Consider the following 15,721-nt stretch of genomic DNA (forward strand, 5'->3'; position numbering starts at 1 on the left):
CTAGAGATGAGCGGTGCTGTCGGTGGTCGAGTGGGGTGGCCGTGGTTCGCGTTGCCCGGCGCTCGCCGCAGGCGGCACGGCAGGAGGCTGCGCCGCCCGGCGGATCTTCGTGAGCGCGAGCACCCCAGAGCAGGCGAACGCCCCGAAGGCCGCCAGCCCGGCGGTGAGCCAAGGGGTGAGGTCGACCTCGCCGAGCACGCTGATACCGATGACGGCCGCGGTGAGGGGATCCACAATCGTGATCGCGGCGACCACCACGGGCGCCGCGAAGCGGTGGTGCGAGCGCTGCAACAGCACGTTCGCGATGATGCCGCCCGCGGCGACCGTCGCGAGCGCGAGAAACGGGCCTGACCCTGCCGCGAGCGCCGAAACGCCGTCTTGGAGTACGAGGGCGACGAGCACCTTGAACACCGTCGTGATGCTCCCGAAGACGAGTGGGGCGGTGATGAGGCCGAGCCCCAATGCCCAGCGCGGCGCCTGAGTAGCGCGCCTGCTCGCGCCAGCCGCGACGGCGAACAATCCGAGCGTCGCCAGGGCGGCGAGGATCGCGGTCACCGCGCTGAGATCCGCGACCGGATCGCCGCCGGGATCGTCGGCGACGGCGCCTCCGACGAGCACCACAAAGCCGACGATCCCGATCGCGCACAGCCCAGCCGCCCCCGCACCGGCAAGCCCGACCCTGGCCCGGCCCGACACGTGGGCGAACGCGACGGAGATCGCGAGCGCGACGATGCTCACCGACTGCACGACGGTCACGGGCGCGAGCGCGAGGGCAAGAAAGTTGCTGGAGACGGCGGTGCCGAGCAGGAGGAGCCCGATCCACCACCGCGGCGAGCGCGCAAACACCCGCCAGCGGCCGCCGGCCTCGAAGACCGCCCGCGACTGCATCTCCGATCCGCCGGCGAGCAGCAGCGCGCCGCCGAGCGCAACCGCGAGGCCGAAGACAAACCCCTGTGTCACCGCGATCCACCGCCGTCTCGCGCAAGCTCCTGGCGCAGCACGGGCGCCGTCGCCGCGACGCAGACGGCGACCAGCGCCAGCCCGCACAGAAGCACCGCGGCCACGGTGAGCGTGAAGAGTGGCGAGGTGACCGCCCCGGCGAATATCACCGGCGCGGTGAGCGCCGCCGTCGCAGCGAGCGCGATCGTCACCGCCGCCACCGCTGGCAGCGTGGCGCTGCGCAGACGGGAACGCTGCATCGTCGGAAGCTGCATCCCGATGCGGTGCAGCGCGATGAACAGCTCGCGGCGTTCGATGATGCTTGCCACCTGCGCCATCGCGAGCTGGCACGTCGCGACGAGAAATGCGACAGCCGCAAGCACAACGAGGAGCGACCTCGCGTCGCGCAGCAGGAACAGCTGCTCTTGTGTGAGGAGCGCGCCGCTCTCAGAACGCTGGATCGCGTCAAGGTACCCGAGCAAGCTACCGACGGGGACGACGATGAACGTCGCGAGCGCGATCACTGAGACGCCGCGCCAGGCTGCGCGCGGAGCATCCGCTACGGTGCGAAAGGCGATGAGCTTCGCTGGATCGGCCGCGCGCGCGGCCCGCCGCCTGGCGAACCACAACAGCACGAAGGGGCCGAGCGCGCTCAGCGCCGCCATGCTCGCCAGCAGCGCCAGGCTCAGCGCCGCAACCGCCGCCGGCAGCCCCCAGCCCGGTGACACCGCGCGGGTGACCGCAACGGCGGCGCCGACGGCCCCGACCGTGAGGAACACCCGCGCCCAACTCATCCGCGGAGCATCCGTCCGCGCGCTCACACCGAGCGGGGAGAGGATCACCTTGCGGAGGCCAAGCAGGCCGCTGAGCGCCGCGACGCCGATGAGCGCAAGCGGGATCACGAGGGTGAGCCACCAGGGAAGCGCGAGATCTGCGGGGCCCAAACGGCTGCCGTGAACGGGAAAGAACTGCAGCGCGAAGGGCAACAGCGACCCGAGCGCCGTGCCGACAGCGACACCGATCGCGGCGACGGCCGTCGACTCCGCGACGGCGAGCCGCCGCACGCGGGGAGCCGACACCCCAAGCAGCCGGAGTGTCGCGAGCCGCTCCTCCCTGCTCCTCGCCGACAACCGCGCTGCGGCCGAACTGAGTGCGGTGAGCGGTAGCGCGAGCAGTACCGCGAGCGCAAGCGCGAGCACACGGTACGCGGGCTCCGCTGCTGGGACACGCCAGAACGTGAGCGCGACGATCGCAACGGCGAAACTCAGGAGCGTCGCGACGGCCGCCGCGACGACCTGCATCGCGAACACCGCAGTCGAGCCGCCCCGCGGGCGCACGAGCAGCCACGTCGCCGAAGGATACCGGTCGCCCCTCACAGCGTGCTCGCGATCCGGCCGTCCACCAGGCGAAGCGTGCGATCGCACCTCGCGGCAACCCGGTCGTCGTGGGTGACGATGATGAGCCCGGATTCCGGTCGCGCTGCCCCCGCGATGAGCGCATCAAGCACGGCCGAAGCGGTGTCTGAATCGAGTGCGCCAGTCGGCTCATCAGCAAAGACCAGTGTCGGCTCCGTCGCGAGCGCGCGGGCGATCGCGACGCGCTGCGCCTCACCGCCGGAGAGCTCGCCAACTCTGCGGGCGCCAGAGCCCAGCAGCCCGAGCGCGCTGAGGCCCGCATCAGCAGCCCGAAACGCCGCTGCCCGATCGTGGCCGAGCAGCAGCAGCGGCAGCGCGACGTTCTCGCCGGCGCTGAGCTCGGGGATGAGCATGCTCTGCTGAAACACGAAACCGAAGCGGGCAAGGCGCAGCGCTGAACGCGCTGCATCGCCGAGCTGCCCCAGATCGCTCGTCGCCTCGCCAGCGCGGCCCCTGAGCAGCACGCTGCCGGAATCGGGGGCGGAAATGCCTGCGAGCGTGTGCAGCAGAGTCGACTTCCCCGACCCGCTCGGCCCCATGATCGCAAGCGATTCGCCAGGGGTGAGGTCGACGCTCACATCGATGAGGGCGCGGCGCTCGCCGAAGGCCTTGCAGAGGTTCGTCGCGCGCAGCAGCCACTTCGGGGGAGCGGCGGCGGAATCGTTGCCTGCGCTGCCTGGGCTGCCTGCGCTGTCTGGGCTGTTGGCCGCAGAGGGGGTGGTGAGAGTTGGCATGGTTCCACGCTAGATTTTGCCGAGGTGGCGCGGCACCACCCACGGTTTGAAAACCGTTGGGCGAGCGGGCGGCCCCGCGCCGCAACCATTTCCAACCCAGGGTGGTAGTCGAATGCGCGACAACCGCCTATCGTCGTAGGAAAGAACGTTCCGCACCGGGTGCCTAGCGCGGCGTCGGCGAAAGGAAGAGGCGGAAGAGCCAAGTGAGCTACAACACCGCGCACGCTGAACCACTCGTGCGACGATCGCGGATCCACGGGTGGTTTGCCGCGCGCCCGAGGGTGCTCGACGTTGCGGTGATCCTCATGAGCACCGTCCCGCAGAGCATCGGCGTCGTGCTGCAGCAGGAGGCGAACGGGTGGATCGCCGGTCTCTGCCTCGTCGCGGTAGCGATTGCGCTCTGGTGGCGCAGATCGCATCCCCTCGCGGTGTTCCTCGTTCTCAGCTGCCTTGTCGCGATCAACCCGTTGTATTTCGGGACTCTGACCTCGGGCGCCCCGGAACTCTGGTTCGCCGCATACGCGCTCGCGGTGCACACGCCACTGCGCGTCACTATCCTCGGGTTCCTTGGCGGCATACTCATCGTCTCCCTGCTCGGGGGAAGCGTGACCGCACTGATGGGCGCTCGCCCGCCTTCGATGGCGGGACTCGACCTTTTCGGCTTCGTTGCGCTCGCGATGGGGGTTGCGGTGCGCGCGAGCAACTCGCGGCGAGACGCGCTCGAGGAGCTCGCGGCACTGAGAGAGGAACGCGCGGTCGCCGCCGAGCGGGCGCGGATCACCGCCGAAATGCACGACGTTGTCGCGCACTCGGCGACCGTGATGATCGCCCTCGCAGGGGGAGCACGTGCAGGCTGGGAGAAGCACCCGGAGCGCGCTCGGGAAGCGCTCGAACAGTTGGGCACGGTCGCGGCGCAGGCGCTCGAGGACATGCAACGAACGCTGCGGCTGATGCGGGAGGGTGACGAGAAGCTCGACGCGGATCTCGCGCACTCAGGCCACAACATTCCGCCGCTCGACGAACTTGTCGGAGGGTTCAGGGCCGCGGGCATGCCGGTCACCCTCAACGCCCCAGCGGTGCTTCCGGAAGACCAGGCGCTCCGCACCACGCTCTATCGCATTGTGCAGGAGTCGCTTACGAACGCGCTACGACACGCGTCTGGCGCGACGCACGTCGAGGTGAACGTCGACTGGCAGGGCGACGCGCTCACGGTCACCGTGACGGACGACGGCGGGCCGCACCCGGCCCGCGCAGGCGAGCCCGCGTCGACTGGCTTCGGGCTCCTCGCGATGCGTGAGCGCACGGCGGCGTTCGGCGGCGTCCTCGAAGCCGGGCCGCTGCGCGCGAGGAGCTGGGCGCCCCCGAGGCGGCTGGCGCACGCGTGCGACGCTGCCGCTCGCCCCAACGGGAGGTCAGGATGAATGACACGGTTCGCGCGAACAAGGTTCGGGTGGTGGTCGCAGACGACCAGCGCTACGAGCGGACAGGGATCTCGCTGATCCTCGACTCTGATGACGGCATTGAGGTCGTCGGCGAGGCCGCTAGCGGCGAGGAGGCGGTCGCGGTCGTCGCTCAGCAGGTTCCAGACGTTGTACTCATGGACGTGCGGATGCCAGGCATGGGCGGGATCGCGGCGACGGCGATCATCACCGAACGGCACCCCGAAACGCGAGTCATCGTCTTCACCACCTTCGACCTCGACGACTACGCCTTCGGCGGGCTGCGCGCGGGGGCGAGCGCGTTTCTGCTGAAAAGCGCGACCCCGGAGGCCCTCGTCGAGGCCGTGCGAACGGTCGCGGCTGGCGCGGCCGTCGTCGAGCCCCGAGTGACCTCCCGGCTCATCGAGCACTACCTGCGCTCCGGGGACAGCCCGGCTACGGGCATGCCTCAGGGAAAAGTCGGGGCCTGGGCTGGCGGCGGTGCCGGTGACTCGCCGGCGGATGGGGGTCGCGCCGCGAAGCGCGCCGGGGCAGCGGGGCTGGACGGCGCGGGCGCTGCCGCCGAGGCGAGACTTTCCGTGCTCAGCCAGCGGGAGCGCGTCGTCTTCGCGGGGATGGTGCGGGGGCTCACGAACGCGGAGATTGCGGCTGAGCTTCACCTCGCACAGTCCACGGTGAAGTCATACATCAACTCCATCTTTGCGAAGCTCGGCCTCCGCGACCGCGTGCACGCGGTGATCCTCGGCTACGAGCTCGGGCAGCCACGAGGCCGGTCTGCGAGCGCGATCACGGCGCAGCACGACACGCAAAGACGCGCGGGCCCGCAGTAACTCTGAAATCTGCAGAAGAAAGGTGCCTAGGCTTCGCTGGCGTCCTTGGAAGTGCAGATCTCCGAGTTATCGCCGCGATTCCAGCCGCGAGCCAGCGCGAGAGCAAGCGCGAGCCCCGGCCCGCCTAGCTTGCCGGCTGCCCGAACGTCGAGGGATCCACTGGGCGCTGCGCGCGTGGCAGCGTCTCGACGACGAGCAGGTATGACTCGGTCACGAGGTCGCGCACGAGCGCCTCTTCGAGCGTTCCGCCCGTCGTCAAGCTAATCCAGTGCCGCTTGTTCATGTGGTATCCGGGGGAGACGTCGTCGAACGCTTCGCGGAGCGTATTCGCGTCGGCCGGGCGCGCCTTGAGCGTCACGTACGGCCCGCCAGGGGCGTTGGAAAACAGGAGGAACATCTTGCCGCGCACCTTGTACACGGTGTGGTCGGGGCCGAACGGCTGCTCGGCACCGGCCCCAGGGAGTTCTTCGGCGCGTTCGGCTGCCCACTCCCGTAGCGTGCGGGTCGACATGTGCTGCTCCCTCCTGCCTGCGTGACGGTCGCACCGGCGTTCCGAGCATAGTGCACCGGTGCTTGGGCGGTGACGGCTACCCGAGGCCGGTCGCGAGGAACGCGGCGGCCTCGGATGCGGTGGCGATCCGCCCGTCCTGCACCACGACTGTTCTGTCGCTCACCGCGGAGAGCGCTGCGAGGTCGTGCGACACGAAGACCACGGCGACGTCGCCGCGCAGCGACCGCAGCAGGTCGAGGATCCCGGCCTGGGTGACGGTGTCCAGCGCTGACACGGCCTCGTCGCAGACGAGCACGTCGGGCCGGGCGGCGAGCGCTCGGGCGATGGCGACCCGCTGCCGTTCACCGCCTGAGAGCGTCGCAGGTTTGCGCTCGAGCAGGGCAGGGTCGAGCCCAACCCGGCGCAGCAGGGTTGCGGGGGTCGGGGCGCCATCGGTGGTTCGCCCTGCGGGGTAGGCGCGGCGGATCGTCGCCTCAAGGATCCGCCCGACCCGCCAGCGCGGGTCGAAGGTTGCGAGCGGGTCCTGGGGGATGAGTCGCACCCTGCTCCCGCCGCGAACGTGAGGGATCCGGAGTCTGGTCGTTCCGCCCCGGCGAGCAGGCGGGCGAGCGTCGTTTTTCCCGCACCGGATTCGCCGGCGACGCCGAGGATCTCGCCGCGGTGGATCTCGAGATCGACGTCGCGGATGCCGGTGAAGCGGCCGCCGCGGTCGCCGTAGCTGCGGGTTGCAGACGCGAAGGTTGCGACGGGGGTGCCACCGGGCCGTTCGGGTTCGCGCTCCCGGAGAGCGGGGCTCGCCCCCGGCCGGCTCACCTGGGGGATGGCCGCGACGAGGGCGCGGGTCGCCGGCTGCTCAGGTGAGGCGAGGAGCCGGGCGGCGGGGCCTGTCTCTACGATGCGGCCGCGATCGAGCACCGCGATGCGGTCGGCGATGCTTGCGACGGCGCCGAGGTCGTGGCTGACGACGATCAGGGCGACCCCCGAGTCGCGGAGCCTACCGAATTCGGTGAGCACCTGCCGTGAGGTTGCCGGATCGAGTGCTGTCGTCGGTTCGTCTGCGACGAGCACGGCGGGGGAGCCGATGAGCGCCGACGCGATGAGGGCGCGCTGTCGCATGCCCCCCGAGAGTGCGTCTGAGGTTAACCCCAGCAGGGACTCGGGGTCTCGCAGGCCCGCGGCAGTGAGGGCTGAGATCACCGCGGAACGCCGCGCCCTGCGCGGAACGCCGCGGAGGGCGACTGCCTCGCCGACCTCGGCTTCGATTGTGCGGAGCGGGTCGAGTGACTGCAGCGCGTCCTGCAGCACCAGCGCGATCTTGCTGCCGCGCAGTGCGCGCCAGCTCCGCCCGCTCGCGTGACTCATGTCGTGACCGGCGATCTCGAACCTCTCGGCCGCTGAGCGCCAGCCAGAGTTCCCCGCGGGGTCTGCGAGCCCGAGGAGCGATCTGGCGAGCACCGATTTGCCTGCGCCTGACGAGCCGACGATCGCGAGGCATTCGCCCGGCGCGACGCGAACGCTGACGCGGTCGAGCACGGTGATGCGCGAGCCTGAGCGTCCGCGGCCCGGCATGGTGACCGTGAGATCCGCGACCGTGAGCGCGGGATCCGCAGCGGTGCTCTGCGCTGCAGTTGGGGGTGCGGAATTCACTTGGATCCTCCTGCTGCGAGGCGTCGGCCGATGACGGTGAGCGCGGTCGCGGTAGCTACGATCGCGAGCCCGGGGAAGAACGTCATCCACCAGGCGTTCCCCAGGTACACGCGCCCGGCGTCGAGCATTGCACCCCACTCTGGGGCTGGCGGCTCGGTGCCGAGGCCGAGGAAGCCGAGGGCCGCGACCCAGACGATGGACTGGCCGACGCCTAGGGTTGCGGCCGAAACGAGTGGCCACAGCGAGTTCGGGGCAATGTGTCTGGTGAACACGGAGACCCGCGGTGCGCCGTCGAGGCGGGCCCACTCGACGTAGCTGCTCGCGGCGATGCCGCGGACGCGCGCGCGAATCATGCGGGCGTAGCCGGGGATCGTCGCGAGGCCGATCGCGAGCGTCGCCGACCAGGCGCCGCCGCCCATCACGGCGACGAACAGCAGCGCAATGACGAGCGTTGGGAGCGCGAACAGCACCTCGAAGACGCGGGCGAGCGCGCGGTCGACGAGCGGCGGGCCGAGTGCGGCGACGAAGCCGAGGAAGCCGCCGAGGATGACACCGATCGCCGTTGCGGCAACGCCGATGCCAACTGAGGCCGCTGCGCCGTGCGTGACACGGGTGAGGAGGTCGCGCCCGGACTCGTCGGTGCCGAAAGGGTGCGCGAGCGACGGCGGCTGGAAAGCGGATGCCGGTGCGATGGCGAGCGGATCGCCCGGGGCGAGCCACGCGGGGACGAGGGCTGCGAGGAGCACGAGTCCGAGTGTTGCTGCTGCGAGCGTTGGCGGGAGCCAGCGGAGCCTCATGCGATGACCTCCGCTGCTGTGGCGGTTCCGCGTGCGGCCGCTGTGGCGGTGCCGCGCGGATCCACGAACCGTTCGACGAGCTCTGCCGCGATCATCACCACGACGTAGAGCAGCGCGATGATCACCACCGCCCCGATCACGACGGGTACGTCGCGCACGGTTGCGGCCTCGAGCAGTAGCCTGCCGAGGCCCTGCCTTGCGAACAGCACCTCGACGACGACCGCGCCGGAAAGGAGCGAGCCGTATGCCCAGCCGGAGAGCGCGACAGCTGGCAGCGCTGCGTGCCTGAGGGTGTGCCTGAGGAGCACGCGTGACTCGCCCGCACCGCGTGCGCGGGCCGTCGTTGCAAAGGGCGCCCGATCCGCCTCGGCGAGGGGGCCGTGGATCACGTGGGCGAGGTACCCCGCGACGGGAACGGCGAGGGTGATCACCGGGAGCACGAGCGCACGCGCCCCGCCGGCCGCTGCGCCCGTCGCTGGGAGCCAGTGCAGTCCGGTCGCGAACACGAGGATGAGGATCGCGCCGAGGAAGAACTGGGGGATAACGCTCGCGACGGTCTCCACCCCGGTGAGTAGTGACCGCATGGCCGCACCGAAGGCGCCGCGGGCGTTCGCCGCGATGAGCGTCCCGACGAGGGCGAGGACCCAGGCGAGGATGAACGCCAGCGTGGCAAGCACGAGCGTTGGGGGCACGTTCGCGGCGAGCAGGTCAGCGACCGGCTGCTTCCGCGAGTATGAGTCGCCGAACTGGAGCGTCGCGATGCGCCAGAGCTGCTGCAGGTACTGCACGAGCAGGGGCTGGTCGAGGCCGTACTCCGCGGTCGCTCGCGCCGCAGCTTCCGGGCCTGCCTGCGAGCCTGGGCCCCCAAGGATCGCCTCAAGCGGGTCGCCAGAGGCGCGGAGGGCGAGGAACACGACGGTTGCCGTGATCCACACGACGAGCGCCGCCGCGCCGAGCTTTCGCAGCACGGCAACGGCGGCGCTGGACAGTCGTGACACCCGCGGCCTACGCTACGAGCTTGGCGTTCACGAACGTCGGCGTTGCCACGGTGCCGAGTGTGACGACGCCGGTGACGCCGCGAGTGAGGAAGTGGTTCTGCTGATCGTACAGCGGCAGGACGGTGAAGCTCTCGAGAATGCGCTGCTGCGCGTCTGCGTAGAGCTTGGCGCGCTCCGACTCGTTCGTGGTTGTCGCAGCCTCTTCGAGGATCGCGTCGAGTTCAGGGCTTGAGAGCTGCGCGTGGTTCGCGAAGTAGCCTGAGGGCGCCGGAACCATGCCGCTCGAGTGGTACAGCGTGCGCAGCACGTCTGGGCCGACCTTCGTGTACGGCGCGCTCACGGCCTCGTACGCGTTCGCGCCGAGCCGCTTGTGCCAGGTGCTCAGGTCGACAGGCTCAAGCTGCACATCGAACCCGACTGCGGCGGTGTTTGCCTGGATCTGCTCGAACAGCGACTGCTCGGCAGCCGTTGACTGGTTCGTGCTCACGGGGAAACGGACGGTGAGCCGCTCGCCGTCTTTCTCGCGGATGCCGTCGCTCCCGACCGCCCAGCCGGCCTCGTCGAGGAGTGCTGCTGCCTGCTTCGGGTCGGTCCGCAGGGTCTCATCGTTTCCCGCAGCGAGCGGCTCGACGCTTGCCAGTGGTGAGGTCGCACGCTTCGCGGTTCCGAGGAACAGCGTTTCGATACCGGGTGCGGGGTCGGCGGCGCGAATGAACGCCTCGCGCACCTTCGCGTCATCGAAGGGGGCCTGCCCGGCGTTGAGCTCGATCCGGTTGACGGAGCCGGGGCGCGGGGCGTCGATGTGTTCGCCGTCGCCGGACTGCTCGACCGCGACGATGTCTGAGGGGAGTGGGTTGTCAATCACGTGCACCTCGCCAGACTGCAGCGCGGCGAAGCGGGTCGCGGAGTCTGGGATGAAGCGCCACTCGATGCGGTCGAGGTAGGCGCCGCCGTCGTGGTCGTTTTCGGGGCCTGGGGTCTGGTAGTTCTCGTTGCGCACGAGCGTGACGTGATCCTGCGGCACCCACTCCTCGACGATGAACGGCCCCGTGCCGATGGGCAGCTGGCAGTTCGCTTCCATGCCGCGGGCGATGCCAGCCGGTGACTGGATCGCGGTCCACTGCTGGCTGAGGGACTCGAGCAGCGCCGAGTCTGGTTCTGACAGGTGGAAGCGGGCGTGGGTGTCGTCGACGACCTCAACTTCGCGCACCTTCTGCAGGGCGATGAAGCCCGTTGACGACTGCGTCTCTGGGTCTTGGAGGTGGTCGATGTTGGCCTTGATCGCGGCGGCGTCGAGCGGGGTGCCGTCGGTGAAGGTGATGCCGTCTGCGAGCGTAAAGTTCCAGGTCAGGCCGTCTTCGCTCGCCGCCCAGTCCGTGGCGAGCCACGGCACAATTTTGCCGGTTGCGTCCCTGCCTACGAGCGGCTCGATGTACTGGGTGCTGATGAGCGCCTGCGGGTAGTTGCCGCCGACGTGCGGATCGAGGCATGCCGGCTCGGCGTCCCCTGTCGCATAGACGAGTGTTCCGCCGTCGCGGGTTTCCGCCTGCTCTTGGGGGCCGGTCTCACCCGCGGCGCATCCCGCGAGGGTGAGTGCGGCGACGGTGGCGACGCCCAGCGTGAGCAGTCTTGGTGTGCGCATAGTGAGTGATCCTCGGTTCCTTGGGTTGGGGCGTGGATCCGGCGGAGATTTCGCCGAACAACGGTTAATTGGACGCCGTGCAACAAAGAGAGCCTAGCCTATTCTCGCGTCCGGTTCCAACGCGCCAATGCACGGTAAACTTGCCCCATGACATCGGTATCGCGTGGGCGGCCCCCGGCCTCGTCGCGGGAGACGCTCGCCGACGCCGCAAGCGAGCTGTTTCTCGAGCAGGGCTACGACGCGACGACGGTGGCCGACATTACGCGGCGCGCCGGCGTGAGCCGCTCGTCGTTCTTCAACTACTTCGACGGCAAGGCCGCGACGTTCTGGTACGCCCTCGACGAGCAACTCGACCGCTTCATCGAGCGCGGCCACGGCGGCGCTGCGGAGTCGGTCGAGGAGCTCGCCGCCGCGCTCGGGAGCGCGGCGCCGCACACGCTTGCGCTCGCAATCACGAACGCTGAGGTAATGGGCGTCGAGGCTGAGCTCGCGACCGGCCGTGCACTGCGCCAGGCGGCGCTCGCGACCGCGCTCGCAGCGGACGCACACAGGCGCGACAGCCGCACCGGTGTGCTCGCCTGCGAGGTGAACGCTGCGGCGCAGGCGGCGGCGATCTTCGCCGCGATTTGGCGCTGGGCCGAGCTCGGGGCGGGAACGCACCTGCTCGATGCGGAGATCAACGCCGCGATCGCCGCAACGCCCGGCGCAGCCAACCGTGCCGCGGGCGAACTCCGCGTGGCCGTCATCGGCTCCGGTGCCATCGGTGCGCGCGTCATTGCCGCGCTTGCCGCTGGCGGTATCGACGGCGCGGTGCTCGCGGGCGTTGTCACGCGCAGGCCGACCGCACTCGCCGAGGCGCTCGGCGCACTGGCCGAAGACGTGACCGACTTTGGCGACGACCTCTCCGGGGCGATCGCCGCGAGTGACCTCGTTGTTGAGTGCGCAGGGATCGCGGCCGCGCGCGACGCGGGCCTGACCGCCATTGTGGCTGGAAGGGACCTCCTCGTCGTGTCGATTGGCGCGCTCGCTGATCCGCACGCGCGAGCGGCGCTCACCGCGGGGCCTGGCGTGCTGCGGCTCGCCACCGGCGCCGTCGGCGGGCTCGACCTGCTCGGCGCCGCGGCCAGGCATGGCGGGATCCCCGGGGGCATCACGCAGGCGAGCCTCACGTCGACGAAGCAGGCGGCCGCACTGGTGCAGCCGTGGATGGCAGACGCTGAGGTCGCGCGGCTGAGCGACGCGACGGCACCGTTTGTGCTCTTCGAGGGGACGGTGTCCGATGCCGTCGACCGCTTCCCCGGATCCCTGAATGTCGCGTGCGCTCTCGCGCACGCGACGGGGCTCTGGGAAGACACGGTCGTGCGGCTGGTCGCCGACCCGGCGGCGGAGCGCACCACGCACGAGATTGCGGCGTCCGGCGCTGCGGGCGACTACCGCTTCGTCATGACGAATGCGGTGTCGGACGTGAATCCAGCGTCGAGCGCGGTTGTCGCCGAGTCGGTGTTGCGCGGCATCGCGGAGCTTGCGAGGCCAAGCGCATCCTTCGCGTAGCCGTACCTCAGATCTCGAACGCCCCACCCTCGAGGCGGCTCTTCACGTGGCTCAGGAAGCGGGCGGCGTCCGCGCCGTCGACGAGCCGGTGGTCGTAGCTCAGGGATAGGTACATCATGTCGCGGATCTCGACGCTCTCGCGGCCGTCGGCGCCCGTGACAGCGACCGGGCGACGCGTGAGCGCTCCCGTCCCGAGGATCGCAACCTGCGGTTGGTTGATGATCGGGGTGTCCATGAGCGTGCCGAGCGAGCCGTAATTCGTGACGGTGAACGTGCCGCCAGCGAGGTCGGCGGCTCCGAGCTTGCCCGCCTGTGAGCGTGCTGCGACGTCGGCGACTGCCTTCGCGAGCGCGCCGACGCTCATCGCGCCGGTGTCGCGGATCACCGGAACGAGCAGCCCCCGCGGGGTGTCGACCGCGATGCCGACGTGCTCGCCTGATGGGTAGCTGATCAGGCCGGCCGCAAGGTCGATGGTGGCGTTGAGCTTGGGGTAGGCCTGCAGCCCCTCGACGGCTGCCCTGATGATGAAGGGCAGGTAGCTGAGCCCTGCGCCCTCGCGGGCGCGGAATGCGTCCTTTTCGCTGGCGCGAATCGCGGAGATCGCGCTGAGGTCGACCTCGACGGTCGCGGTGAGTTGTGCCGAGGTGTCGAGGGATTCGAGCATGCGCTTCGCGATCGTTGCGCGGATGCGTGACACCTTCTCAGTGGTCCCGTGGTGGGGGAGAGCTGCTGCGGTGTCCTGGCCTGGATTGGCGGGGGGTGTGTGGGTGTTCACGGTGTACATCCTCATTGATAACGTCTGGTAGAACCAGAGGTATCCTGGCATGATAAGTGGTTGCAGGTCAACGTCATCCGAACGCAATGGAGCCCAAGGAGATCACGCGTGTTGCACGTACTGTCGGTCATCGCACCGATGTTTATCCTGCTCGGGGTCGGTATGGCCGCGGGTTTCGCCCCGCGATTTCAGAGCGCACAGGCCGGGCTCAACGCCTTCGTCTTCTATTTCTCGCTTCCGGCGTTCCTGTTTGTCGCGGTCACGAACGCGCCCATTCGCGACGGGGTGCCGCTCGCGTTCGTGTGGATCTCCCTCGGGGTGACCGCGGTCGTCTTTGCCCTCGTGCACGTGGTGGCCTGGGCGATTCGAGCGGCAAGCGCGAGCAAGGCAGCCGGGCTCATGCCTGGGCCCATGGCCGTTGCTGCCACCTACGGCAACGTCGGCTATCTCGGGGTTCCAATCGTGATGAGCGTCATCGGGCACGAGGCTGCGCTCGGCGCGGCCCTCGGGCAACTGCTGCACAACATGCTCTTCATGGTGGGCTACCCGCTGCTGCGCTCACTGCGCGGCGGTACTCCTGGCGGCACACCTGGCGACTCGCTTGATGGTGGCGGCACGCTTCGCGCGGTCGGTGCGCTGCTCTGGCGGGTTGCGAAGGGCGCGCTCCTGCTCAACCCCGTCGTGCTTGGCGTCGTTGCTGGCGTGCTCGTCGGCGCGCTCGGGATCGAGCTGCCAGGGGTGGTCACCGCGAGTATTTCGATGCTCGGCCAGGCCGCCGTGCCCGCCGCTATGTTCGCGGTCGGGCTGAGCATCAAGCCGGCGCTAGCTGGCATGCGCTCTGGCCACATTCCCGTGTCCGCGGTCGCCATCGCCTCGGCGGTGAAGCTCGGTGTGCTCCCGCTCGCGACATTCGCGGCGGTGCTCGTGTTCGGGGCGGATCTTGCCCCGCAGTGGGTCGGGGCCGCGGTGATCATGGCGGCGATGCCGGTGTCCTCTACCGCGAGCATCATCGTGTTTGAGTATGACGGTGACGTGCGGCTCGTTGGAGCAACGACGCTTGTCACGAGCGTGGTTGCGGTCGTGACGATTCCGCTCGTGCTCCTGCTGCTCGGCTGAAACTGCGCGGGGCGGCAGGCGGGTCTTGGCACGCATGGACGCAGCTCGCAGCGGGGGAGTTCGGGGTGTTTTCGCGCGGTTTTGCGTCAAATTCTCGTGAGTAGCCGGCACCGAGTTCCCGTGTCGACTTGTCTGGTTCTACCAGAGCGTGCATAATGATTCGAGCGCTCCGCTGACGGATGGTGGAAGCGCTCTGAGGACGGATATCCCGTGCCCTCGTTGCCTCATCTGGGCGGACACAACAATCCAACCAGCCACGAAATCTCAAGGAGGAGATTGCAGTGAAGAAGACGTCACTCGTAGCAGCCCTGGCTGTTTCCGCACTCGCGCTTACCGGGTGCTCAAGCGGCGGCTCACCCGCCGCTGAAGGCGCCGGTGAAGGCGAGAGCTACAGCTGGGACATGACCATCACCGTCTCCGAGGCTTCGGCCTGGTGGGCCGGTGCCGAAAAGTTCGCCGAGCTCCTCGACGAAAAGTCTGACGGCCGCATCGCCCTGAACCTCTTCGCGAACGAGCAGCTCTCCGGCGGCGACCCAGCCGCGGGCGTCGAGATGCTTGCGAACGGCGACAAGGCGTTCTCGTACAACTCGCCGATCATCTACTCGGGCATTGACCCGCGCTTCTCGGCGATCACCGCGCCGTTCCTCTACGCAGACTACGACGAAGCTGATGCGGCAATGGCCGACGGCGGCGTCGAAATCTACGAGCAGCTGACCGAGGACATGGGCATCAAGATGCTCGGCTTCGGCGAGTCGGGGTTCCGCCAGATCACCAACAGCAAGCACGAGATCACCGAGCCAGCCGACATCAAGGGCCTGAAGCTCCGCGTCGCGGGCTCGGAGCTCTTCCTGAACATCTACAAGGAGCTCGGCGCTGACCCCGTCACGATGAACTTCGCTGAGGTCTTCACGTCGCTGCAGAACGGCACGATCGACGGCCAGGAGAACCCGTTCGACGTGATCTACTCGAACGGCCTCATGGAGGTCCAGAAGTACCTCTCGGTGTGGAACTACGTCTACGACCCGCTGATCCTCGGCATGAACCAGGAGCTGTTCGACAGCCTGAGCGACACCGACAAGCAGATCGTCGAAGAAGCCGCAGCTGAGGCAAACGCCTACCAGGTGAAGCTCAGCCGCGACCGCGAGGCGGAGCAGCTCGCTGAGATGAAGGACCAGATGACCGTCACCGAGCTCAGCCCCGAGCAACTTGCTGTCTTCCGCGATGCGATGCAGCCCGTCTACGACGCCTACGCCGACAAGTGGACCCCAGAGGTCGCTGAGGCAGTGCAGCCGAAGTAGTTCTGATTGTGGGGCGGCGTGCTCGCCGC

General features: G+C 69.2%; 13 protein-coding genes and 1 pseudogene. 5 read left to right on the top strand and 9 right to left on the bottom strand.

Annotated elements, in window-relative coordinates:
* From SD72_RS03990 to SD72_RS04000, 3 genes are read right to left on the bottom strand one after another with little or no spacing between them, the layout of a single operon-like run.
* Positions 1–960, bottom strand: coding sequence for a hypothetical protein (locus SD72_RS03990; protein WP_042543125.1), 960 nt, complete (start codon positions 958–960; stop codon positions 1–3).
* On the bottom strand, positions 957–2,315 hold the full coding sequence (locus SD72_RS03995) for an FtsX-like permease family protein (protein WP_042543126.1): 1,359 nt from the start codon (positions 2,313–2,315) through the stop codon (positions 957–959). The genes SD72_RS03990 and SD72_RS03995 overlap by 4 nt, the downstream gene beginning before the upstream one ends.
* Positions 2,312–3,088, bottom strand: coding sequence for an ABC transporter ATP-binding protein (locus SD72_RS04000; protein ID WP_084766755.1), 777 nt, complete (start codon positions 3,086–3,088; stop codon positions 2,312–2,314). Before SD72_RS04000 ends, SD72_RS03995 begins: the two co-directional genes overlap by 4 nt.
* A gap of 203 nt (positions 3,089–3,291) precedes the next feature.
* Between SD72_RS04000 and SD72_RS04005 the strand changes: the two genes are divergently transcribed.
* The gene (locus SD72_RS04005; protein ID WP_042543127.1) at positions 3,292–4,509 is read left to right on the top strand and encodes a sensor histidine kinase; all 1,218 of its coding nucleotides are present in this window, start codon (positions 3,292–3,294) and stop codon (positions 4,507–4,509) included.
* Positions 4,506–5,357: a response regulator transcription factor gene (locus SD72_RS04010; RefSeq protein WP_042543128.1), complete on the top strand. Its 852-nt coding sequence runs from the start codon at positions 4,506–4,508 to the stop codon at positions 5,355–5,357. The genes SD72_RS04005 and SD72_RS04010 overlap by 4 nt, the downstream gene beginning before the upstream one ends.
* Positions 5,358–5,481: 124 nt before the next feature.
* Here SD72_RS04010 and SD72_RS04015 read toward each other — a convergent pair whose 3' ends face one another.
* From SD72_RS04015 to SD72_RS04035, 5 genes and pseudogenes are all read right to left on the bottom strand, one after another.
* Positions 5,482–5,868: an MmcQ/YjbR family DNA-binding protein gene (locus SD72_RS04015; RefSeq protein WP_042543129.1), complete on the bottom strand. Its 387-nt coding sequence runs from the start codon at positions 5,866–5,868 to the stop codon at positions 5,482–5,484.
* A gap of 331 nt (positions 5,869–6,199) precedes the next feature.
* Positions 6,200–7,437 (bottom strand): annotated as a pseudogene (locus SD72_RS04020) (ABC transporter ATP-binding protein); the annotation flags it as partial.
* A gap of 74 nt (positions 7,438–7,511) precedes the next feature.
* Positions 7,512–8,312, bottom strand: coding sequence for an ABC transporter permease (locus SD72_RS04025; protein ID WP_042543130.1), 801 nt, complete (start codon positions 8,310–8,312; stop codon positions 7,512–7,514).
* Positions 8,309–9,310 (bottom strand): ABC transporter permease, encoded by a 1,002-nt coding sequence (locus SD72_RS04030; protein WP_042543131.1) that lies wholly within the window; start codon positions 9,308–9,310, stop codon positions 8,309–8,311. The genes SD72_RS04025 and SD72_RS04030 overlap by 4 nt, the downstream gene beginning before the upstream one ends.
* Before the next feature lie 7 nt (positions 9,311–9,317).
* The gene (locus SD72_RS04035; RefSeq protein ID WP_042543132.1) at positions 9,318–10,952 is read right to left on the bottom strand and encodes an ABC transporter substrate-binding protein; all 1,635 of its coding nucleotides are present in this window, start codon (positions 10,950–10,952) and stop codon (positions 9,318–9,320) included.
* 147 nt (positions 10,953–11,099) lie between these two features.
* On the opposite strand from SD72_RS04035, the gene SD72_RS16820 reads away from it, so the two are divergent.
* The gene (locus SD72_RS16820; protein WP_052492450.1) at positions 11,100–12,503 is read left to right on the top strand and encodes an aspartate dehydrogenase domain-containing protein; all 1,404 of its coding nucleotides are present in this window, start codon (positions 11,100–11,102) and stop codon (positions 12,501–12,503) included.
* 7 nt (positions 12,504–12,510) lie between these two features.
* Here SD72_RS16820 and SD72_RS04045 read toward each other — a convergent pair whose 3' ends face one another.
* A complete protein-coding gene (locus SD72_RS04045) occupies positions 12,511–13,278 on the bottom strand; it encodes a 2-oxo acid dehydrogenase subunit E2 (protein ID WP_232299633.1) in 768 nt (255 codons plus the stop codon).
* 108 nt (positions 13,279–13,386) lie between these two features.
* Between SD72_RS04045 and SD72_RS04050 the strand changes: the two genes are divergently transcribed.
* Both SD72_RS04050 and SD72_RS04055 read left to right on the top strand, forming a co-directional pair.
* Entirely contained in the window at positions 13,387–14,394 is a 1,008-nt protein-coding gene (locus tag SD72_RS04050) for an AEC family transporter (protein ID WP_042543133.1), read from the top strand.
* 281 nt (positions 14,395–14,675) lie between these two features.
* Positions 14,676–15,692, top strand: coding sequence for a DctP family TRAP transporter solute-binding subunit (locus SD72_RS04055; RefSeq protein WP_042543134.1), 1,017 nt, complete (start codon positions 14,676–14,678; stop codon positions 15,690–15,692).
* The last annotated feature ends 29 nt before the right edge of the window (positions 15,693–15,721 follow it).

This window comes from Leucobacter komagatae, assembly GCF_000834055.1.
GTDB classification, from domain to species: Bacteria; Actinomycetota; Actinomycetes; order Actinomycetales; family Microbacteriaceae; genus Leucobacter; species Leucobacter komagatae_A.